Here is a 20,588-nt window from a genome sequence, read left to right as displayed (position 1 = left end):
TTTTTAAGGCGATCGCCCCGATTCCGACCCCCTTTTCTTACTCCTTACCCTGTAATTTTTTCCATGGTTTCCCACAATGAACTGCCTGAGGTGATTAAACCTCTCTTGATGTACAGTGGCTCGAAATTTGCCTACGAAGTGAATCGTCTGCGGTTACCCAATGGGGCCGTTGGTGATTATGGGGCAATCCGTCATCCGGGGGGCGCGTTGGTGGTGCCTGTGACCAATGAGGGTCAGTTGGTGGTGGTGAGGCAGTATCGCTTTGCCCTCCAAGGACGAATTATTGAATTTCCGGCGGGAACGATTGAAACCGAGGAAGATCCCCTCAGCACGGTGCAACGGGAACTACCAGAAGAAGCGGGTTACACCGCAAAAAATTGGCGATCGCTGGGGAAATTCCCCCTTTGTCCAGGCTATTCTGACGAGTGGATCTATGCTTTTTTGGCAACGGATTTAGAAAAATTAGCCACTCCTCCAGCCCAGGATGCCGACGAGGATATTGAGGTGCTTTTGTTGAGTCCAGAAGAGTTGGAAGCGAAAATCCATAATGGCGATCGCCTCGATGCAAAAACCATTGCCAGCTACTATCTCGCTAAACCCTTTCTGGACTCCAGCTTCACAAATTAGTTTTCCTTTTCTTCTAATCGGCGTGCTTCCGATAAAGCAGAAGCAATCAGACCACTTGGGACTGCCACAATTCCTAAACCTATGATTAAAATTATGAATGTAAAAAAACGACCCCCAGGAGTAATGGGATAAAGATCCCCATATCCAACAGTTGTCAAAGTTGCCACAGCCCACCAAAGACTATCAAAGATAGATCGAAAAGTTTCTGGTTGTGCTGAGTGCTCAAAATAGTAAATCCCTACAGCCGCAAAAAACAGTAACAGTAAGGTCGTCAAGCCAAAAAGAACAAGCTCTTCTTTCGCAATCTTGAAAGCACAATAAAAATGTCGAATTGCTCTGTTATACCGTAGCAATTTCATCGTTCTGAAAAAACGAAGAAATCTGAAAGCTCTCAAAGACCGTAAATCTAATCCCGTTGAGAGATAGAAAGGCAAAATTGCTAATAAGTCAACAATACCAAAAAAGCTCAGAACAAATTTTATTTTTTTGTCTGATACAGCGACTCTAAGTATATATTCGACAGTGAACACAGTGACTGAAAAAGCATTGAATATGTCAAGCTCAGTTTGTAATTTCTGTAACAAACTAGGCGTTGTCTCAAGACAAAAAGCAATTATAGAAAATAGTATTAATAGCTGAATTGAAATAGTGAAAATTTTACTTTGGGTTGTATCATCATCTTCAATGATTTTTTTGATTTGGGTAAGTCTTAGCAAGGCAATCTGTTGATTCTAAAACTAATGTGATTTACGAATTTTATCATTTTGGATAAAAGAATTTATTTATTGAGAATTTTCAAGAAGTTTTTCAGTATCCTCTACGAGTAAAAATTGAGCTAAACTGCTACTGAGATGACAAAATTTCCCTGAGCACAGACTAAAATCGGGAAAATCCCAGGATTTGGAGGCAAATGATGCAGCTAGGCGCACTTTTAAAACAGGTATCGGCCATTGAATCCCTGCCGGATCACCCGATGTTACAGCAGGTCGTCAAAGGATTGGCGAGCAACTCCCAAGCCGTAATGCCTGGGGATCTGTTCATTGGTTTGCCCGGTACCCGCGTCGATGGGGGCGAGTTTTGGCAAGGGGCTATCGAAGCTGGGGCGATCGCCGCTGTGGTCAGTCCAGAGGCCCTCGAAAAATTTCCCGCAACCAAGGGCGAATGCGTCATTCCCGTTGCTGACCCTGTGATCGCCTGTGCTGAAATTGCCAACTTTTTTTACGAAAAACCCACTGCAAGTCTAAAGCTGGTTGGGGTGACGGGGACGAACGGCAAAACCACCACCAGCCACCTCATTGAATATTTCCTCCAAGCCGCCCAGCAGCCCACCGCCCTCATCGGTACCCTCTACACCCGCTGGCCCGGCTATGAAAAAATTGCCACCCACACCACTCCCTTCGCCATCGATCTCCAGAAAAACTTTGCGGCAGCCCTCGAAGCGGGCAATACCCACGCGGTGATGGAAGTGAGTTCCCATGCGCTGCACCAAAATCGCGTTAAGGGTTGTCAATTTGATGTGGCCGTTTTCACCAATCTCACCCAGGATCACCTGGATTACCATCCGACGATGGAGGACTATTTCCAAGCGAAAGCCCTGCTTTTTAACGAGGAATATTGCCACGGCAGGGCAGTGGTGAATTTGGATAATCCCTATGGCGATCGCCTCGCCCACAAACTCGGTGACAAAGCCTGGGGTTACAGTCTCCAAGATGCCGCAGCGGATCTTTACATGGATCGCCTAATCTACACCGCGACGGGGGTTGAGGGCCGCCTAAAAACCCCCATGGGCACGGTAGAATTCACGTCACCCCTAGTCGGTCAGTTCAATCTCGAAAATGTGATGGCCGCCGTCGGTGCAGGTCTGGCCTTGGGTCTGGATTTAAACCAGATGATTACCTGTTTGCCGCAATTCCAAGGGGTGCCGGGGCGCATGGAACGGGTGATCGTGGCTGAGGATCAAGACATTAGCGTCATCGTTGACTATGCCCACACCCCCGACAGTTTAGAAAATCTCCTGAAAGCCTCCCGGCCTTTTATCGCGAAAAAAATGATCTGTGTGTTTGGTTGCGGTGGCGATCGCGATCGCACTAAAAGACCCTTGATGGGAAAAATCGCCGCAACACAATCGGATTGGGCTGTGGTGACCTCCGATAATCCGCGCACGGAAGATCCCAAACAGATATTAGCCGATGTAGTGGAAGGGATTCCCGAAAATATCCAGTTTCTCGTGGAAGCAGACCGGGCCACGGCAATTCAACGGGCAATTTTAGAGGCCCAACCGGGGGACGGGGTTCTCATCGCTGGCAAAGGCCATGAAGACTATCAAATTCTGGGGACTGAAAAAATTCACTTCGATGACCGGGAGGAAGCCCGCAAAGCCCTCGGCGATCGCCACCCCAAAACCCCCTAACGCTACAATCAACATAAATTTTTCTATAAATTTCTCTGCCTGAGTCTAGTAAAAAAATTGCCCCCATGAGTGATCTGGTTCTCGATGTCCGTCAACTGCAGGTGGCCTTCACCAGCGAAAATCAAACCAATCTCGCGGTTGATCAAATTAGCTTTCAGCTTAAACGGGGCCAGACCCTCGGCATCGTGGGCGAATCCGGCTCCGGCAAATCGGTCACATCCCTTGCGCTGATGGGGCTGATCCAAAAACCAGGCCGCGTCACTGGGGGCGAAATTTTCTTTAAGGCGACCCCAGACATAGAACCCCTCGATCTCCAAAGTTTGCCGGAATGGGAGCGGCGTACCTATCGCGGTGGCGAGATTGCGATGATTTTCCAGGAACCCATGAGTTCCCTTAATCCCGTTTATAACGTGGAGTTTCAGCTTACCGAAGCGATTTTATTGCACCAAAATGTCACCCCAGCCCAGGCCCGCCAACAGGCGATCGCCCGACTCCAGGAAGTGCAACTGCCCGCCGAGGTGATGAAACGCTATCCCCACGAATTGTCCGGGGGCCAACTGCAACGGGTGATGATTGCCATGGCGATCGCCTCTAATCCGACGCTATTAATTGCGGACGAACCCACCACCGCCCTCGATGTGACTGTGCAAGCGACAATTTTGCAACTGTTGCGGGATCTTTGTCAGGCCCGGCAAATGTCTCTAATTTTCATCACCCACGATTTGGGGGTGATTGCGGAACTTGTTGACGAAGTGGCGGTAATGTACCGGGGGGAAATTGTTGAGCAAGGCCCCATCGAACGGATTTTCAAAGCGCCCCAACATCCCTATACCAAAGGATTACTGGCCTGTCGGCCCCGCCTTGATCAAAAATTAGTCCTGCTGCCGACCGTTGCCGACTACATGAGTGTTGAAACCGATCACGACACCCAAACCGTCGTGATCCAAGAGCGACAGCCGGATCTAAATTTACTAGCAGAAGTATCCCTAGAGGCCGATAAAAAGCGCCTCGAAGCCCTAATTAAACAAAAACCGCTCCTATCTGTGCAAAAGCTCCAGGTGGGTTACCCAAGCCGTAATTTTCTTTTGACGGGACAACGGTATTTCATGGCCGTTAATAATGTTTCCTTTGATCTCTATCCAGGGGAAACCCTCGGTCTAGTAGGCGAATCCGGGTGCGGCAAATCCACCCTGGCCCGGGCCATTTTGCGACTGATTCAACCCCTCAGTGGCGACATTTGGTTTCGGGGCGAAAATATTGCCCAACTCCCTGCCCGCAGCAAGCGCCTCCGACAACTGCGCCGGGAGATGCAAATTGTCTTCCAAAATCCCTACAATTCCCTCAATCCCCGCATGACCATTGGCCGGGCGATCGCCGAACCGTTAATCATTCACAATATCAAGCGGGACAAGAAAAAACGCCTTGAGCGAGTGCAATATCTGTTAGAGCGGGTGGGCATCAATCCCGGTTGGGTGAACCGCTATCCCCACGAACTATCAGGTGGCCAGCGGCAACGGGTCTGTATTGCACGGGCCTTGGCCATTGAACCCCAATTTATTATCTGCGATGAATCCGTATCGGCCCTGGATGTATCTGTTCAGGCCCAAGTGTTAAATCTGCTGAAGGAACTCCAAGCGGAATTTCAACTGACCTACATTTTTATTTCCCACGATCTCAGCGTTGTGAAATTTATGGGCGATCGCATCATCGTGATGAACAAAGGCAAAATTGAGGAAGTGGGTACCGCTGACCAAATTTACCGCAATCCCCAACAGGACTACACCAAACAACTCATTGCCGCAATTCCCCAAGGCCTCTAAAAAATATCCTCCCTGGAGGGAGGTGCCGCAGGCGCAGGGTGTAATTCTCCCCTTGAGGGGAGTTAGAGGGGTGCCTCCATTAAGGGGAGTTAGAGGGGCGTCCCTTAAGGAAAGTGCCGCAGGCGAAGAGTGTTTACCCGTAGTTGTTATAACTATCTACCGCATTGGGATCCACATCCCGCTTAGAACCCAACAAATCTAGACGATTAACCCGAATTACTGGCTTAGACGATTCGTGGCCATTGCGATTCGTGAAAGTCTCAATCTTTAAAGTGCCTTGGATGCCGAGCAGACTGCCTTTTTTTACATAATTAGCGGCGATTTCTGCTGTTTTTCCCCAAATCTCTAAGTTAAACCAATCCGGCTGATCCGTCCGGCTGGTGGGACGATTTACCGCTAAAGTCAAATTACACAGCACACTACCCGACTCGAAATAGCGCACTTCCGGATCCCCACCGGCCCGGCCCACAAGATTTACGAGGTTAATGGTCATCGTTGACTTTCCATACAACTGTTCTACTTTATTGTGCCACAAGTTCTGATGGCAATTTGTTGTGAAGTTTTGTAAGGTGTGAGTGATTTACCTACTCAATCATCAAGGCGAACCCCTATGTTGGCGTTATACCAATTTGAACTATCCCAGTTTTCGGAAAAAGTCCGCTTAATCCTCGATTACAAGGGTTTAGAGTACAAAAAAATCGAAGTGACCCCCGGTATCGGTCAACTGGACGTCTATAAAATGTCGGGTCAGCGTCAAGTGCCTGTCCTCAAAGATGGCGATACGGTAATCAGTGACTCCACAGAAATTGCTTTTTACCTTGACCGCAAATATCCCGAAAAACCGATTATTCCTACCGCTCCAGTGCAACGGGCCCAATGTTTGATCATGGAAGAATGGGCCGATGAGTCCATTGGCTTGAAAGGTCGCAAAGCCTTCATTGGTGCCCTCAACCAAAACCCTAACTTCCGCACCTCCATTGTGCCGAAGCAGGTGCCTGATCTCTTTAAAAATCTTCTGGGGGCTGTGCCGGGGGATTTTTTAGATTTCTTTGGGGCGGGCGTTGGCCTTGGTGGTGATGCAGTTAAAGAAGCCCAGCGGGGTCTCAGGCAGGATCTCGAAGGGTTAACCTTGCTTGTCCAGCAACAACCCTATTTAATCGGCGACCAACCAACCTTGGCGGATTTTTCCGTGGCCGCCCTGAGTATTTTGCTCAAATTTCCTGAGGGGAACTATTTTGATATCCCTGACTACCTCAAAGGTAAGGGCATTCCGGGTCTGGGGGATAATGCGGAATATGCGCCGTTTTTTGAGTGGCGCGATCGCCTTTATCGCGAGTTCCGCCAAGAAACAGGGGGCAATCGTGAGTCAAAGACTGAAGATGGTGCGCCCACAACCATTGAAATCGATTAATTGATTGTTCTTATAAAGAAAAAAAAGCCCCCAAGTTTTACGTAAGCCTGGGGGTTAAATTAGTGTCAAAAAACAAGGCGTTTTTTTGAAGCAGGTAGTTTTTAAAGTAATTCTTGGATATCTTTGGCGATCGCCTCCGGTGTTGCCGTGGGTGCATAACGTTTTACCACTTGACCCTGGCGGTTAATGAGGAATTTTGTGAAGTTCCATTTCACATTTTTTGTCCCCAAAATACCGGGCGCTTCCTTGGTTAAATATTGATATAATGGGTGAGCATTGCTGCCATTAACATCAATTTTTTGAAACATCGGAAAAGAAACCCCAAACGTAGTTTCACAAAATGATTGAATTTGCGATTCGTTGCCGGGTTCTTGTTGGCCAAACTGGTTACAGGGGAAGCCGAGGACGACTAAACCTTTGTCGCCATATTGTTCATGGAGCGCCTGCAAACCTTTGTATTGGGGAGTAAATCCGCATTGGCTGGCTGTATTGACAATCAATAAAACCTGATCTTTATAGGTACTAAGATCGACCGATGTGCCATCGATGGCCGTGGCCGAAAAATCATAAATAGAAGTAAGCGTTTGTGTCGTCATAAACTCGAAAAAATATTTGTAGAAGCTGTTTAAAACAATCTCGCAAGCATTATATTCATTATTTCAGCAGAGTGTAAATGAGTCTTAGAGATAAGACCACTGCGTAATTTTTGCCGCTACTCCCCCCATGATGCTTAAACAGCAGCAATAGTATAACAAAGACCAACAATACTGGGGGTGATGTTTTGAAAACCGATGGTTTGTTGCTTTGATCAGTTGAGTTTAAATAGGCGCGTTTTGTTTTGTCAGAGGCAGAACAGCCTTTGCCGCTTAGGGACGAGATTTGTTCTTCGTTATAATGTTTTTTTTGAATACCTCCCAATAGAAGTTAAGAAACGCCCTTGAGATCTATGCAATATCGTCGCTTTGGTCGCACCGAACTGCAAATGCCTGTTTTTTCCTGTGGCGGGATGCGCTATCAGTTCAAGTGGCAGGATCAAGACCCCGCGAAAATTCCTGCTGATAGCCAAAAAAATCTAGCGGCAACGATTCGGCGATCGCTTGATCTGGGCATTAACCACATCGAAACGGCACGGGGGTACGGCACGTCAGAAATGCAACTTGGGTGGGTCTTATCGCAATTTAAACGAGAAGATCTCATTATCCAAACAAAGGTTTCCCCAAAGGCTGATCCCCAGGCATTTCGGCGCGAAATTGAAAAATCCCTCAATTATTTGCAACTGGATTACGTGGATTTATTTGGTATCCACGGCATTAATAACGAGGAAATATTTAAGTTCACCTTTGAACGGGGTTGTCTAGAAGTCGCCCAGGAATTGCAGCGGGCGGGACGGATTCGTCACATCGGTTTTTCGACCCATGGTTCGACGGATTTGATTGTGAAAACCATTGAAACGGGGGCGATGGATTATGTGAATTTGCACTGGTATTGGATTAATCAGGACAATTGGCGGGCCATCGAAGCAGCAACGCAGCAGGATATGGGGGTATTTATTATCAGTCCATCGGATAAGGGGGGGCATCTTTACAATCCGCCCCAAAAGCTGGTCGATCTCTGCGGGCCGCTGCATCCAATGGTGTTTAACGATTTATTTTGCTTGTCCCATCCCCAGATCCATACTTTGAGCGTGGGGGCGGCACGTCCTTCGGATTTTGATCGGCATCTAGAAACCCTCCCTCTGCTGGGACAGGCCGCTGAAATTTTGCCAGATATTCTCGCGCGACTAGAAAATCAGGTGATCGCCTCCCTGGGGGAAGATTGGGCCAAGACCTGGCAAGTGGGCCTGCCAACCTATGACCAAACCCCGAACCAGATTAATATCCCCGTCATTCTCTGGCTCAGAAATTTGGCGATCGCCTACGACATGATTGAATACGGCAAAGCCCGCTACAACCTGATGGGCAACGGCGGCCACTGGTTTCCCGGCCAAAAAGCCGACCGCTTAACGGAGGTAGATCTACGCAACGTATTACATCTCAGTCCCCACCGCAAACACATTCTCCAGTATCTCCAGGAAGCCGATAATTTATTGGGAGGAGCAGCGGTGCAACGGTTATCGACGAGCTAAGTTTTATCCTGAGAAAATGGCTTAAGGCACTTGGAGGGTAACAAAGCGATTTTCCGGCACAAAACTATGGTACTCACCATCATCGGCCAAAATTGCCACCAAATTGAGCGTATAGTCCGGTTTAATCTGCAGTACATCCCACGGCACAGACAGTTCTAAACATTCTCGGTAAGCCATTTTGGCATGGGCACCCCGGGGCCGCCACTGGCCATAGTCACTGGCTTCTTCAAACCAGATAGATTGGGTTAAGAGATTAATGCCGATGTGGTGCCGGAAGAGATAATTTAGGGGAGCCTGGTCGGGCATACTGGCGATGGGAGCCGGGCTAATGGCGCAGTTTACCCCTGGATAGAACCAAAGGAGATGGAGTTCTGCCGGGAGTTCCTCGCCCCATTTGATGCCCCGCTTGAGGTCAAAGCGCAAATAAAAATTAAGATGATCCCAACCGTAAAAGAGTCGTTGCAGGGCGCTGCTTTGGTGCATAGTACCCCGGGCACCGCCAATTTCGATGCAACCGGCTTTATCCCAATCCTGTTCGTCACCGATGCCATCAATGATCGGGTGAATAAAGCTTTCGGGGAGGTGCTCCCGGTGGCGGGTGTGGTCTTCAATGGGTTGGAGCACTTCCGGCGGGATCGGTTCGTTTAGGGCTTTGTAGATCCCAGCGACGTGTTCCCGAAAGAGTTGGTCAAACATGGCATCTTGGTTAGAGGAGTGACCTTCCCCAAACCACCAGAACCAGTCTGAGCCTTCGGCCGCATAGAGGGATTCCCAGGCTTCGGGGTTGGTAATTTCTGTCGCTTCGGGGTGGGCGGCCAGCAGGTGGCGGGCTTTGGTGAGCATATCCCAGGCGCGATTTTTAGCGGGATCTCCAATCCAGGTGGTAAAACTCCCATCAACCCAGGAACCACTATGGAGTTTGTGGCTGGGAATGGTTTCGGTGGGGGGAAATTGCTCGATAAATTCGGAGACCGTGACGAGTTCGAGTTGGCGATTGGCACTCAGTTTTTCGTAGAGGGAGGTCAGGAAAGGGATGCCGTCTTTTTCGTAGAATTCCCAGCAGTTTTCACCATCGAGGGCGATGGTTACGAGGTGTGGTTCTTGGAGGGCGGTTTGGCCTTCTTTTTGGTGGTGTCGCAAACTGCGGGCGATCGCCTCTAGGTGACCGACCAGATCGCAGGCAGCTTGTTCTGAGTCCATACCGCTGTAGGTGAAGCCGACGAGATCCGACAGACGGTGATCCCGGAAGACAATGGCGAGATCCCCATGGTCTGTTTCGAGGCGATAGGGGCGGTACATTTTTTCCGGTTCGTAGACATTGCCCACTTCGTCCCGGTGGAAGAAATGTTTCAGGCTCCAACCCAACACCGCTTCGTCGGAACAGATCCACTTAAAGCCAGCGGCGGCGATGGGGTTAAGCACTTCCGGGCTGACAGATTGCTCCGATGGCCACAGACCCCGTACTTCCCGGCCAAAACGTTCCCGGTACATTTCCTTGGCGCGGTTGAGGTGGCGGGGAATATCTTCTGACCACTGGAAGCGCTCCTGGGGCAGTTCCATCTTAGGGACGGCGACGCGGCCAGAATTGGTATCTGCGAGCAGGGGCAAAATCGGGTGGGTGTAGGGGGTGGTGGTCACCTCCAGTTGCCCGTTGTCCTGCATTTGTTTGTGTTTGGGGATAATCCGCTTAATAATTTCCCGTTGTTTGGAATAAATGCGTTGGCGATCGCCTAAAGTAAAGCCGCGATCTTTTTCGAGCCAGGCAGCGATCTCCGGGTCATCCCAAAAGAGGGGATCAATCCAGGCTAAATTATGCCAAGCCAAGAGATCACTAAATTTTTGTTCGTCCCAATTTTCTAGGCACCAGGCTTTGCCTTTGTCCTGGCGCTCGGTGTACAGCTCCCGGTAGCGGGGATGGGGATCGACTAAGGTGCGGTGGTTGCCATCAAAGAAATGCTCCAGGATATACCATTTTTGATCACTGTTGAGGTCTGTGACGGGGGTGAGGGCCAGCTTTAGATAGGGGTCAAGAGCCTTGCCTTCGGCATAATCTTCCAACTGCATCATCAAGGAAGGTACCAAATTCACAGTTTGGTGGAGGCGTGGATATTTTTCGAGCAGCAAAATCAAATCTAGGTAATCTTTAGTGCCGTGGAGCCGCACCCAGGGGAGATGATATTGACCGTCCGGTGCTTTGTAGAGGGGTTGATGCTGATGCCAAATAAACGCGATGTAGAGGGGATAAGACATATAAATGGAAATATTTTGCCGCTGTGGAGTCTCCAAAAGCCTTGGGTAAGCTTGGCTTTCTCTTTAAATCATAGCGATCGCCTTTCCGTTCTTCCGGGCAGCCTTAACGAATTGCAAGGATGCGATGGGGCTGTGACATTTAGCAATTAGCGTGATTGACTTTGATTAGTCTGATTTTCGGTGACTTGACGGGCCAGGTAAGCCACAGCAAAATCGCCATTGTTGTGGGCCGCTAGTTTTTCGCCCAGGTCGAAAACATCGGTGGCCAGGGTCGGCCCAAGTTTCTGGATCAGGGCCTGTCGTTCGCTGATGTTGTGCTGTTGTTCCCGGACTTTGTGTTGCCATTCGGCGGTAAAAATATATTCGAGGCTAGTGTGGAGTTGGAGTTTTTCTAAAATTTCCCATTCTTGGCGATCGCACCAGAAGCCATTACATTCGGGGCAACGCTCCAAGTAAAAAGGTTGATCAACGGGGATTTTTACCCGCGATAAATAGCGGCGGCATTCGGGACAGAGGGCTGCTTTATTGTCTGTTTCACCGGGGATCACGGTTTCTGGGAGGGACAGTTGGGTATTGAGGCGCTGTGGTTTTCGTTGGCTATTTTGCCAGGTTTGGTAGCGATCGCCAGGGAGCCAATCTCCTTCACATTTTTCACAATGGCAACTGGTCAGCTCCCCAGATAGAAGCTGATCCCCAAGCTCAACATCGCGACATTTAGGACATTGCACAGTTTAATGACTCCCACAGTTTTTCCTCGTTTTATCCTACGCCGAAGCCAATCCCGCCACAACTACGGCCCAGAAATTTGGCGCTAACCTTTTTATAATCACCAAACAGAAACAATAGACGGGACAAAAAATTCATGCAGCGGTTATCGGTGGTGGTCGTCCATGGCAGTTTTAGTGACAGTTATCAGCGGGAATTTCAGACCCTGATCGCCCAGGTGAAAGCCCAGGCGGATCATCCGGTGCTTGGGGCCTATTTAGAATGTAGCGAGGTGCCCCTAACGACGGCGATCGCCCAGTTCCTCCGGGATCACGCCCCAGAACCCGCTGAAGTGCAAATTCTGCCTCTATTTCTCTTGCCCGGTGTCCATGTCCGGGAAGATCTCCCAGAGGCGATCGCCCAACTGCAGTCCCAATTTCCCCAAGTAAAGTTTCAACAACTCGATTACCTCGGTAAAGATGCCCGCCTTGCCCCGTTCCTAGAGCGACAGTTTGCCGAAAATTCTACGGCCCAACGTATTTTGATCGCCCATGGTAGCCGTCGCACCGGCGCGAATCCCGAAATCGAAAAGCTCGCCCAGGCCCTCAACGCTAGCACCGCCTACTGGGCCACAGAACCCTCTTTAGACCAAAGACTTGCACAGCTCCAAGAGACGACCGCAACAACGATTCACTTGGTTCCCTATTTTCTTTTTTCCGGCAAAATCCCAAAGGCGATCGCCGCCCAGATGAAAACCTTCGCCCAGGCCAACCCCACCATGACAATTCAGCTTGGTCAACCCTTTGGCACTGATCCCCAATGTGCAGTGGCGATCGCCCAGATTCTCCGAGGTAACCCCTAAGCAAATAGTGAAATGCAGCGCGAAATATTGCTGTTCTTTACGGATTTATAAGAAAAATTCACGCCAATGGCATGATATGTATGGTTAGTTGCCCTGGCTGACTGGTGCCGTTGGCAACGCAAATTTAAATAAACAAAGATAAGCACATTTACTTACAGCCTTGATAAATTCTTGCCTGTAGGTCTGCCTTCACAGTTAAATAGGTGGAGATAGATTTATTTACGTTATTGCTGTATTGAGGAAAAACATGAATAAAATTCTGGGGATCGACCCACTCAAAAAATTTATTTTCGGGATTAGCGCATTCGTTTTACTATTTTGGCAACTCAATGTCGGCGCTGCCAATGCCACCGCCCTCCGGGAAGTAGACCGCACCGTCAACCTCAATGAAACCGAAACGGTCGTCCTCAGTGACCAGCAGGTTGCCAAAGGAGAGCGGATCTTTATCAACACCTGTTCCACCTGCCACAACAGCGGCCGGACAAAGAGCAACCCCAACGTAACCCTTTCTCTAGTCGATCTAGAAGGGGCAGAACCCCGCCGCGATAATATCCTGGCCATGGTGGACTATCTCAAAAATCCCACCTCCTACGATGGTGAATTAGACCTATCTCAGTTACACCCCAATACCGTCCGTGCCGACATCTGGAGTAGCATGCGTAACCTCAACGAAGAGGATTTGCAAAATGTTTCCGGTTATGTCCTCGTTCAAGCCCAGGTGCGTGGTGTTGCTTGGGGTGGTGGTAAAACCGTTAACTAAAACACGATTGATCGACTTTATTTAAATCGTCTTTTTTATCTAAAATTCGCAAAATGAAGTACCGAAGACAACCATAATGAGGTTGTCTTTTTTATTGTCTCTAAAAGTGTTCATTGACTTTTGCAATAAAAAAACTCCCCAGACCGGGGAGCCATAGATCATGTTTTATTGCGTATTTGAGGAAAATCCCAAGGAGCAACGAGATGAACCTAAAGGGTCAGACTGTGCGTGTTATTTTCAATCAAGTCAGCTAGATCCTTAAGGAATGCCGCCGCATCAGCACCATAAATAATGCGGTGGTCGCAAGTGATATTGACGGTCATTTGTTTTTTCACACCAAATAAACCGTCGGGCGTCGCAACGACTTTAGCTTGAGCACCCCCAATCGCCAAAATAGAACCTTGACCAGGGGGCAAAATCGCATCAAAACTGCTGACCCCAAACATCCCTAGGTTAGAGAGGGTAAAGGTGCCAGTGCTGTACTCATCGGGCTGCAGTTGCTTGAGGCGCGCCCGGTCTACCAAATCTTTCCACTTGCGGGAAAGGGAATAGATATCCATTTGATCGGCATTTTGCAGCACAGGGGTAATCAGGCCGCCATCGGGCATCGCAACAGCCACCGCCACATTAATACCACTGCTGTATTGGATCGCATTATCCCCAAAGCTGGCATTAACCACTGGATGTTTCTGGAGGGTCACAGCCACGGCCTTCGCCAATAGACCTGTCATGGTGACGCCCTTACTCTTAATTTGCTTGTAGAGGGCATCTAGGGCATCGGTCGTGATGTCATAGGACACATGGAAGGTGGGTACATTCAGGCTGGCATTCATATTCCGCACAACCGCCTGTTGCAACGTATTCAGCGGGACAACTTCACCAGGAGTGACAGCGACGGGAGCTGGCGCTGGGGCGGCAGGCTTACTGGTTGTCGGCGCTGGAGTTGATACGGCAGCAGGGGCAATAGTAGGTGCTTTACCAGCGGCTTTTTCGACATCTTCGGCGACAATTCGACCGTGGGGGCCAGAACCAGGCACTGTTTTAAGATCAACACCAAATTCTTTGGCGAGTTTTTTCGCCCTCGGAGAAGCAATAATTCTGCCATCGTTGACCACTGGTGCGGGAGTCGGTGCCGCAGGTGTAGGCGCCGGGGCTGCCACAACGGGAGCCGGTTCTGGACTAGGTGCCGCAGGGGCGGGTGCAGGCGCAGGATTAGCAGCAGGAGCACTACTACCCCCTTTCAGAGTCGCGGCTTTTTGTTTGGCCTCTGGAATTTCTGCTTCGGTTTCAGCGATGAGGGCGATCGCCGAACCCACTGGTGCTTCTTCCCCCGCATCAACGATAATCGCTGCGAGAAACCCTTCGTTAAAAGACTCAACGTCCATATCGGCTTTGTCAGATTCCACCACGACAACGGTTTCACCTTTAGCGACTTTATCTCCCGGGGACTTAGTCCAAGAGACGATTTTACCTTCGGTCATCGTAGAACTGAGGGCGGGCATGAAAATATCGTGAATCATGGAGGAATCTTCTTTTAAAACAACGGTGTGGACAAACTTTACAATCGTTGTCGATTTTAACCCATTGGGGGAAGCTGGGCTGAGGAATTTGCCATCAAGGAATCAAGGTCTGTGAGGACCTCTTGGCTATGGATCGCAGGATTTACTCCCAGATAAATTTTGCGCAAAATCCCTTCTGGATCAATGAGGTAGGTATGGCGCAGGGAATAGCCTGTCAAGTAGGAACCGTACTGTTTGCTCACATCCCCGGTACTATCGGCCAGGAGGGGAAACTTTAAGCCTTCGGCATCACAAAAAGCTTCGTGGGAATCGACATCGTCAACACTAACCCCCAGCACCTGCACATTACGCTCTAGGTATTTAGGGAGATCCTGTTGGAAACGGCGGGCTTCGAGGGTACAGCCAGGGGTGAAGTCCTGGGGATAGAAGTAAAGTACGACCCATTGGCCCCGGTAGTCCTGGAGAGAAAATTCTTGAATACTCCCCTCGCCGTCATTGCCCAAAAGCGTGAATTCTGGGGCGAGCTGGTTGAGCTCGGGCTGAGGGCCACCCAGGGCGATCGCCGCCTCACCGGGGAACCACATAAAGGCGATCGCCACCACAGTAATGAGAATCGTCCGAAAAAATTGCAACATGGAATTTCAAGCTGGTTTTGATACAAGATAATGTTGTAGCAAATCAAGGCAAATCTAACAGCGAGTCACCATGGCAGACATTAAAATTGGCATCATCGGCGGTAGCGGTCTCTACAAAATGGACGCCCTCCAAGACATCGAAGAAATTACCGTTGAAACTCCCTTTGGTGCCCCTAGCGATCGCCTCATCAGCGGCACCCTCGACGGCACCCCCGTTGTCTTCCTCCCCCGCCATGGCCGCCATCACCATCTCCTCCCCACAGAGCTTCCGTTTCAAGCGAATATCTACGCCCTCAAATCCCTCGGCGTTGAATACATTATTTCTGCCTCGGCTGTGGGTTCTCTCCAGGGTCATATCAAACCCGTGGACATGGTCATTCCCGATCAATTTATTGACCGCACCCGCCACCGCACCGACACCTTTTTTGGAGACGGGATCGTTGCCCATATTGCCTTTGGTGATCCTATTTGTCCTCAGTTGGCGAAGATCCTCGGTGATGCAGTGGCATCCTTAAACTTAGAAGGCGTTGATCTCCATCAGGGCGGCACCTATGTCTGCATGGAAGGCCCGGCCTTTTCTACTAAAGCCGAATCCAATCTTTACCGCAGTTGGGACGCCAGCATCATTGGTATGACCAACCTCCAGGAAGCAAAACTGGCCCGGGAAGCAGAAATCGCCTATGCAACCCTCGCCCTCGTGACCGATTACGACTGTTGGCACCCCGACCATGATAGTGTCACCGTTGAAATGGTCATTGGCAATCTCCACAAAAATGCTACCAATGCCCAAAAAGTGATCCGGGCTGTCGTCGAAAAACTAGCGGCAAATCCTCCCCAGTCCGCTGCCCATGATACCCTTAAATATGCGATTCTCACTCCCCTCGACCAAGTCCCAGCTAGCACCAAGGAGAAACTTGCCTTATTGCTCAACAAATACTTGTAAATCAGTCCAAAATTAGCACTCTTCTCTAGAAACTGCTAAATATTGCAAAAAGTTTGCAGATAACCCTTTTAGGGGGAATTTTCCTTAGACTAGATCAGTAACAGTCCCTATACCTCAACCATAGGGACGAGCGCTCTCCCTCCCACTGTCCTATTCTGTGGCGATCGCCTCTAATGTACGGGACAGTCCCAGCCTGAGGATGCTGTGGACTGACTTTTCCCCTGGTTATGCGTTTGGAGTGTGCAAAAAAATGACTTACGCTTTCGATCTGCTTGGGGTGACCCCCCTGCTTACTTTTTTTAACTACCAACAGCAATACGAACTAGACCCCCAGCGTCCCAAAGCCTATCTCGCCGCCCATCGTTGTACTTTAGATAGCTTTATCCAGGCCCTAGACACCATTCCCAAAAAGCCCCATTGGAATTGGGACGAAGTCGTCGAAACCATGGTTCACTTTTGGCTCAAACAAGAAGCGGTGGTACGCCGTTGTGAACAGGAATTACCCGATACTCCCCAAGAACCCTATTTGGTGGTGGCCCGCATTGCCAATCTTCAGGCCCTACGCCATGAATTTGAAAACTTATTCGAAGTTTAGTTAGCAAAAAAAGAGGTGGCTGCGTACCACCTTTTTTTACTATTGATTTGTAACTTGCCCTACCTAATTAAGACGTCAAACTCTAGGTCAACATCTATGTCAAATCAGACATGGCGCATATCGTTTTGGAAAATTACCCTTGCCAATTTTGGGCAACGATTTCTGCGAGGTCAACAACCCGTTGAGAATAACCCCACTCGTTGTCGTACCAAGCCACAACTTTAATTAGGTCACCGTCCATGGCGAGGGTGAGGCTACCGTCAATGGTGGAAGATACATCAGTTCCCCGGAAGTCACAGGAGACGAGGGGTTCTTCGGTGTAAGCTAAAATCCCTTTCATGTAGGTTTCAGAAGCTTCTTTCAGAACTTGGTTAACTTCCTCAGCAATGGTGGGCTTCGCTACTTGGGCAACCAGGTCAACTACGGAGACGTTGGGAGTCGGTACCCGCATGGCGATCCCGTTGAGCTTACCCTTCATTTCGGGAATAACTAAGGCAACGGCTTTAGCTGCGCCAGTAGAAGTCGGCACAATATTTTCTGCGGCTGCCCGCGCCCGACGGAGATCCCGGTGGCTGTTGTCGAGGATACGTTGATCGCCAGTGTAACTGTGGACGGTAGTCATCGTCCCTTTGACAATCCCAAAACGATCATTGAGTACTTTAACAATGGGGGCGAGGCAGTTGGTGGTACAGCTGGCATTACTGATGACATTTTGTTTGTCGTGGCCATACTGATCGGCGTTTACACCAACTACATAGGTGCCGATATGGCCGCCTTTACCAGGGGCTGTGATCAATACTTTTTGTGCACCAGCTGTAATGTGCTTAGAAGATCCTTCTTCGGTGTTGAATACACCGGTAGATTCGATCACCAAATCGACGCCCCACTCTTTCCAAGGGAGGTTGAGGGGGTTTCTGTCGGAACAGCATTTGATTACGTTGCCGTTGACAGTCAGAGAGTTGGCGTCATAATCGATTTCGCCATCAAATTTACCCAGCATCGTGTCATAACGAAGCATGTGGGCATTACTTTTGGTATCGGTGGTCGCATTGATCCCAACGACTTGGAGTTGGCTGTTTTCGCGACCAGCCCAACATCTCAAGAAGTTGCGTCCAATACGTCCAAATCCATTAATCGCTACTCTAATCACCGCGTCTTGCCCTCTATTAAAGATTAAATTGCAATAAAAGTTTTCATTTGATGACCCCAATCATATCAAAGACTGCACAATTCGATCCCCGAATTTCGGGAAACTGCCGAATTGATTTGGGAATTAAGACTTCGGTGCTACGCCTCTAGATCGATTGGCTAGACCCCAAAAGGCGATCGCCCCAAGGGATGTTTCTGCGGAATGATTTACTTGTAAATGTCCGGTAATATTGCATACTTAAATGTGTTCTGTTATCTATCGTTACCCATACCAGCGATAGAACGTGTGAGGGGAGGGATCTTTGAAAGCAGTAGATCTAAACGGAAAGCCATTCCATTTCATTGGCATTGGCGGGATTGGGATGTCTGCCCTTGCCTATGTCTTGGCCCAGAAAAAGTTACCCGTCTCTGGCTCTGACCAACGCACCAGTCACATTACAGAACGTTTGGCGGCAGTGGGTGCCCATATTTTCAGTCAGCAAGTCAAAGAAAATTTACAGGCCTTTGGAGGGGAGTCCGATGCCATTGGACATCACAACGGTTTACCCCAGGTCATTTGCTCAACGGCCATTGGTCAAGAAAATCCAGAATTTCAAGCGGCCCAATCCCTAGGCTGTCATATTTTTCATCGGTCTGATGTTTTGTCTGCCCTCGTCGCCGAATATGACAGTGTGGCGGTAGGGGGAACCCACGGCAAAACAACAACCAGTAGTTTAATCGGCTATATTTTCCTGGTGGCCGGCGTTGACCCGACTATCATTGTCGGGGGTGAAGTGGATGCTTGGGATGGCAATGCTCGCCTCGGCCAGGGTAATTATTTGGTAGCTGAGGCCGATGAATCGGACGGCACCTTGGTAAAGCTCCGTCCCCAGCTAGGGGTTGTCACAAATATTGAATTGGATCACCCGGATCATTATCAATCGCTGGATCAGGTGGTAGAAATTTTTCAAACCTTTGCCCAGCAGTGCGATCGCCTGATTGCCTGCGTGGACTGTCCCACCATCGCCACGGGGGTCGTGCCCTATCAGGTGGGCTATGGGTTACAGAATCTTGAACAAGCTGATTATTGGGCGACGGATATTCACTACGGTGCCACCTCGACCCGGGCAACCATTTGGGAACGAGGCGATCGCCTCGGAGAAATTAATCTAGCCCTACTGGGTGCCCACAACCTGAGTAATGCCCTGGGGGCGATCGCCGCCGCCCGGTGCTGTGGTGTGCCCTTTGAGCCCATTGCCGAGGCTTTAGCTTCCTTTCAAGGGGCAAAGCGACGGTTTGAAATTCGCGGTCAATACCAGGGCATTACCCTCATTGATGACTATGCCCACCACCCCAGTGAAATTGAAGTGACTCTCCAGGCTGCTCGGCTCCGGGCTGGTCAAGGGCGGCGCGTTGTGGCAATCTTTCAACCCCATCGGTACAGCCGTACCCAAGCTTTCTTTAATGAATTTGCAAAAGCTTTCAAAAACGCAGATGTGACCATAATTACTGATATTTATAGCGCAGGGGAGAAAAATGTAGATAACCTTACAGGTGAAGCCCTACAGCAGGCGATCGCCCATCAACAAGATGGTGACGTTGCCTATTACCCAGATCTCCAAAGCCTACCCACATGGTTAGCACCGCAACTGCAAACGGGGGATCTGGTACTGTTTCTGGGAGCCGGGAATCTCAACCAAACTATCCCAAGCCTCTTGGCTCAACTGTCTGCCAATGGCGACCCTGCGCTGCCCCAAGCGCCGTTGACCCAATGTTCTGCCCCAGACTAAGTGCTTTTGACCTTTGCCCCCTAGACCCGGAAATACGCCATGGTTTGCTCCCCCTCCCGTTCCCAGATTGCTGCTCCTGCGACAACCCTAGGCGACGGCACTAGCCTGATTCAAGCCCAAGTTCCCTTGGCTCACTACACCTCCTTTCGGGTTGGGGGACAGGCAGAATTTTATGCAGAACCCAGCAATCTGGCGGAAACAGAAGCCTGTTTTGAATGGTATCTCAAGCATTTATCGGGATTTCCCCTCACTATTCTGGGGGCCGGTTCTAACCTTTTGATTAGTGATAAAGGCATTCCTGGTCTCACCATCAACACCAAAAAATTGCGCTATTACCATGCCCAAGAAGACGACGGTATTCTCGTAGCCAGTGCGGGGGAACCCATTGCTCGCCTTGCTTGGAATGCAGCGAAACGGGGTTGGAAAGGTTTGGAGTGGGCCGTGGGCATTCCGGGGAGTGTTGGCGGGAGTGTAGTGATGAATGCCGGCGCTCACCAAGGTTGTGTTGCCGATCAGTTGTTGTGGCTCAAGGTGCTTGATCCCGACGGGACAATCCATCAACTCCAACCGACGGATCTCGATTACCGTTACCGCACGTCTAATCTCCAAGGGAGCGATCGCCTGGTGCTCGAAGCCGCTTTTCAACTGGAACCCGGTTTTGATAAAGCAGCGGTACGGGCAGAAACCAATCGGAATCTCCGGATGCGCAAATCGACCCAGCCTTACCATTTACCCAGTTGTGGCAGTGTTTTCCGCAATCCCTATCCCCAGGCGGCGGGCCATTTAATTGAACAAACAGGATTGAAAGGGTATCAAATTGGCGGAGCCCAGGTAGCCGAACGCCATGCTAATTTTATTGTCAATTGTGGTGGGGCGAAGGCCATGGATATTTTTCAGCTAATTCAACACGTCCAAGCCCAGGTGGAGCAGAGCTGGCAGGTTTTACTGAAACCCGAAGTGAAAATTCTGGGGGATTTTTCCTAGGCCCCGGCAGAAACTCCCCTGAA

The 20,588-nt window shown here is 49.8% G+C and carries 19 protein-coding genes; 11 read left to right on the top strand and 8 right to left on the bottom strand.

The annotated features are described in order from the left end of the window. Positions 1-63: 63 nt before the first annotated feature. On the top strand, positions 64-627 hold the full coding sequence (locus AWQ24_RS00690; protein ID WP_065715729.1) for an NUDIX hydrolase: 564 nt from the start codon (positions 64-66) through the stop codon (positions 625-627). Here the strand turns inward: AWQ24_RS00690 and AWQ24_RS00685 are convergent. After that, positions 624-1,343 carry an ion transporter gene (locus AWQ24_RS00685; protein WP_083993462.1) on the bottom strand — a complete coding sequence of 240 codons (720 nt, stop codon included), beginning with the start codon at positions 1,341-1,343 and terminating at the stop codon, positions 624-626. The genes AWQ24_RS00690 and AWQ24_RS00685 overlap by 4 nt on opposite strands. 194 nt (positions 1,344-1,537) lie before the next feature. On the opposite strand from AWQ24_RS00685, the gene AWQ24_RS00680 reads away from it, so the two are divergent. Continuing rightward, positions 1,538-3,037 carry a UDP-N-acetylmuramoyl-L-alanyl-D-glutamate--2,6-diaminopimelate ligase gene (locus AWQ24_RS00680; protein ID WP_232318839.1) on the top strand — a complete coding sequence of 500 codons (1,500 nt, stop codon included), beginning with the start codon at positions 1,538-1,540 and terminating at the stop codon, positions 3,035-3,037. A 65-nt stretch (positions 3,038-3,102) separates the two neighbouring features. Then, a complete protein-coding gene (locus AWQ24_RS00675) occupies positions 3,103-4,857 on the top strand; it encodes an ABC transporter ATP-binding protein (protein WP_065715727.1) in 1,755 nt (584 codons plus the stop codon). Between the two features lie 133 nt (positions 4,858-4,990). Here the strand turns inward: AWQ24_RS00675 and AWQ24_RS00670 are convergent, their stop codons facing one another. Beyond that, positions 4,991-5,350 (bottom strand): single-stranded DNA-binding protein, encoded by a 360-nt coding sequence (locus AWQ24_RS00670; RefSeq protein ID WP_030006734.1) that lies wholly within the window; start codon positions 5,348-5,350, stop codon positions 4,991-4,993. A 117-nt stretch (positions 5,351-5,467) separates the two neighbouring features. Between AWQ24_RS00670 and AWQ24_RS00665 the strand changes: the two genes are divergently transcribed. Continuing rightward, entirely contained in the window at positions 5,468-6,268 is an 801-nt protein-coding gene (locus AWQ24_RS00665) for a glutathione S-transferase family protein (RefSeq protein ID WP_065715726.1), read from the top strand. Positions 6,269-6,369: 101 nt separating this feature from the next. Here AWQ24_RS00665 and AWQ24_RS00660 read toward each other — a convergent pair whose 3' ends face one another. Next, positions 6,370-6,864, bottom strand: a complete 495-nt coding sequence (locus AWQ24_RS00660) for a glutathione peroxidase (RefSeq protein WP_065715725.1) — start codon at positions 6,862-6,864, stop codon at positions 6,370-6,372. A gap of 350 nt (positions 6,865-7,214) precedes the next feature. Between AWQ24_RS00660 and AWQ24_RS00655 the strand changes: the two genes are divergently transcribed. After that, complete coding sequence (locus tag AWQ24_RS00655; RefSeq protein WP_065715724.1) at positions 7,215-8,393, top strand: aldo/keto reductase; 1,179 nt, start codon at positions 7,215-7,217, stop codon at positions 8,391-8,393. Between the two features lie 21 nt (positions 8,394-8,414). Here AWQ24_RS00655 and AWQ24_RS00650 read toward each other — a convergent pair whose 3' ends face one another. Together AWQ24_RS00650 and AWQ24_RS00645 are read right to left on the bottom strand one after the other, a co-directional pair. After that, entirely contained in the window at positions 8,415-10,643 is a 2,229-nt protein-coding gene (locus tag AWQ24_RS00650; RefSeq protein WP_012305754.1) for a glycoside hydrolase, read from the bottom strand. A gap of 146 nt (positions 10,644-10,789) precedes the next feature. Next, complete coding sequence (locus AWQ24_RS00645; protein ID WP_012305753.1) at positions 10,790-11,371, bottom strand: zf-TFIIB domain-containing protein; 582 nt, start codon at positions 11,369-11,371, stop codon at positions 10,790-10,792. Positions 11,372-11,505: 134 nt separating this feature from the next. Here AWQ24_RS00645 and AWQ24_RS00640 point away from each other — a divergent pair, with 134 nt between their 5' ends. Both AWQ24_RS00640 and psbV read left to right on the top strand, forming a co-directional pair. Beyond that, entirely contained in the window at positions 11,506-12,210 is a 705-nt protein-coding gene (locus AWQ24_RS00640; RefSeq protein ID WP_065715723.1) for a sirohydrochlorin chelatase, read from the top strand. A gap of 247 nt (positions 12,211-12,457) precedes the next feature. Then, positions 12,458-12,970, top strand: a complete 513-nt coding sequence (gene psbV / locus AWQ24_RS00635) for a photosystem II cytochrome c-550 (RefSeq protein ID WP_012305751.1) — start codon at positions 12,458-12,460, stop codon at positions 12,968-12,970. Between the two features lie 209 nt (positions 12,971-13,179). Here the strand turns inward: psbV and AWQ24_RS00630 are convergent, their stop codons facing one another. Together AWQ24_RS00630 and AWQ24_RS00625 are read right to left on the bottom strand one after the other, a co-directional pair. Continuing rightward, complete coding sequence (locus tag AWQ24_RS00630) at positions 13,180-14,490, bottom strand: dihydrolipoamide acetyltransferase family protein (RefSeq protein ID WP_065715722.1); 1,311 nt, start codon at positions 14,488-14,490, stop codon at positions 13,180-13,182. A 56-nt stretch (positions 14,491-14,546) separates the two neighbouring features. Continuing rightward, positions 14,547-15,125 (bottom strand): peroxiredoxin, encoded by a 579-nt coding sequence (locus tag AWQ24_RS00625; RefSeq protein ID WP_065715721.1) that lies wholly within the window; start codon positions 15,123-15,125, stop codon positions 14,547-14,549. 70 nt (positions 15,126-15,195) lie between these two features. On the opposite strand from AWQ24_RS00625, the gene AWQ24_RS00620 reads away from it, so the two are divergent. Together AWQ24_RS00620 and AWQ24_RS00615 are read left to right on the top strand one after the other, a co-directional pair. Next, positions 15,196-16,068, top strand: a complete 873-nt coding sequence (locus AWQ24_RS00620; RefSeq protein ID WP_065715720.1) for an S-methyl-5'-thioadenosine phosphorylase — start codon at positions 15,196-15,198, stop codon at positions 16,066-16,068. Between the two features lie 250 nt (positions 16,069-16,318). After that, positions 16,319-16,663, top strand: coding sequence for a hypothetical protein (locus tag AWQ24_RS00615; protein ID WP_030006743.1), 345 nt, complete (start codon positions 16,319-16,321; stop codon positions 16,661-16,663). Between the two features lie 133 nt (positions 16,664-16,796). Here AWQ24_RS00615 and AWQ24_RS00610 read toward each other — a convergent pair whose 3' ends face one another. Next, the gene (locus tag AWQ24_RS00610) at positions 16,797-17,813 is read right to left on the bottom strand and encodes a type I glyceraldehyde-3-phosphate dehydrogenase (protein ID WP_012305745.1); all 1,017 of its coding nucleotides are present in this window, start codon (positions 17,811-17,813) and stop codon (positions 16,797-16,799) included. 301 nt (positions 17,814-18,114) lie between these two features. On the opposite strand from AWQ24_RS00610, the gene murC reads away from it, so the two are divergent. Together murC and murB are read left to right on the top strand one after the other, a co-directional pair. Continuing rightward, complete coding sequence (murC, locus tag AWQ24_RS00605; protein ID WP_065715719.1) at positions 18,115-19,581, top strand: UDP-N-acetylmuramate--L-alanine ligase; 1,467 nt, start codon at positions 18,115-18,117, stop codon at positions 19,579-19,581. 39 nt (positions 19,582-19,620) lie between these two features. Beyond that, positions 19,621-20,565 (top strand): UDP-N-acetylmuramate dehydrogenase, encoded by a 945-nt coding sequence (murB, locus tag AWQ24_RS00600; protein ID WP_065715718.1) that lies wholly within the window; start codon positions 19,621-19,623, stop codon positions 20,563-20,565. The last annotated feature ends 23 nt before the right edge of the window (positions 20,566-20,588 follow it).

Source organism: Picosynechococcus sp. PCC 8807 (assembly GCF_001693295.1).
Lineage (GTDB): Bacteria > Cyanobacteriota > Cyanobacteriia > Cyanobacteriales > MRBY01 > MRBY01.
Note: the sequence above shows the minus strand (reverse complement) of the source record. Positions and strands in the feature narration are given on the sequence as shown.

What these genes read in the sequence shown, in the direction of transcription:
- AWQ24_RS00690 (WP_065715729.1), top strand. Translation starts at nt 64, where the DNA reads ATGGTTTCCCACAATGAACTGCCTGAGGTGATTAAACCTCTCTTGATG.
- AWQ24_RS00680 (WP_232318839.1), top strand. Translation starts at nt 1,538, where the DNA reads ATGATGCAGCTAGGCGCACTTTTAAAACAGGTATCGGCCATTGAATCC.
- AWQ24_RS00675 (WP_065715727.1), top strand. Translation starts at nt 3,103, where the DNA reads ATGAGTGATCTGGTTCTCGATGTCCGTCAACTGCAGGTGGCCTTCACC.
- AWQ24_RS00670 (WP_030006734.1), bottom strand. Translation starts at nt 5,350, where the DNA reads ATGACCATTAACCTCGTAAATCTTGTGGGCCGGGCCGGTGGGGATCCG.
- AWQ24_RS00665 (WP_065715726.1), top strand. Translation starts at nt 5,468, where the DNA reads ATGTTGGCGTTATACCAATTTGAACTATCCCAGTTTTCGGAAAAAGTC.
- AWQ24_RS00660 (WP_065715725.1), bottom strand. Translation starts at nt 6,864, where the DNA reads ATGACGACACAAACGCTTACTTCTATTTATGATTTTTCGGCCACGGCC.
- AWQ24_RS00655 (WP_065715724.1), top strand. Translation starts at nt 7,215, where the DNA reads ATGCAATATCGTCGCTTTGGTCGCACCGAACTGCAAATGCCTGTTTTT.
- AWQ24_RS00650 (WP_012305754.1), bottom strand. Translation starts at nt 10,643, where the DNA reads ATGTCTTATCCCCTCTACATCGCGTTTATTTGGCATCAGCATCAACCC.
- AWQ24_RS00640 (WP_065715723.1), top strand. Translation starts at nt 11,506, where the DNA reads ATGCAGCGGTTATCGGTGGTGGTCGTCCATGGCAGTTTTAGTGACAGT.
- psbV (WP_012305751.1), top strand. Translation starts at nt 12,458, where the DNA reads ATGAATAAAATTCTGGGGATCGACCCACTCAAAAAATTTATTTTCGGG.
- AWQ24_RS00630 (WP_065715722.1), bottom strand. Translation starts at nt 14,490, where the DNA reads ATGATTCACGATATTTTCATGCCCGCCCTCAGTTCTACGATGACCGAA.
- AWQ24_RS00625 (WP_065715721.1), bottom strand. Translation starts at nt 15,125, where the DNA reads ATGTTGCAATTTTTTCGGACGATTCTCATTACTGTGGTGGCGATCGCC.
- AWQ24_RS00620 (WP_065715720.1), top strand. Translation starts at nt 15,196, where the DNA reads ATGGCAGACATTAAAATTGGCATCATCGGCGGTAGCGGTCTCTACAAA.
- AWQ24_RS00615 (WP_030006743.1), top strand. Translation starts at nt 16,319, where the DNA reads ATGACTTACGCTTTCGATCTGCTTGGGGTGACCCCCCTGCTTACTTTT.
- murB (WP_065715718.1), top strand. Translation starts at nt 19,621, where the DNA reads ATGGTTTGCTCCCCCTCCCGTTCCCAGATTGCTGCTCCTGCGACAACC.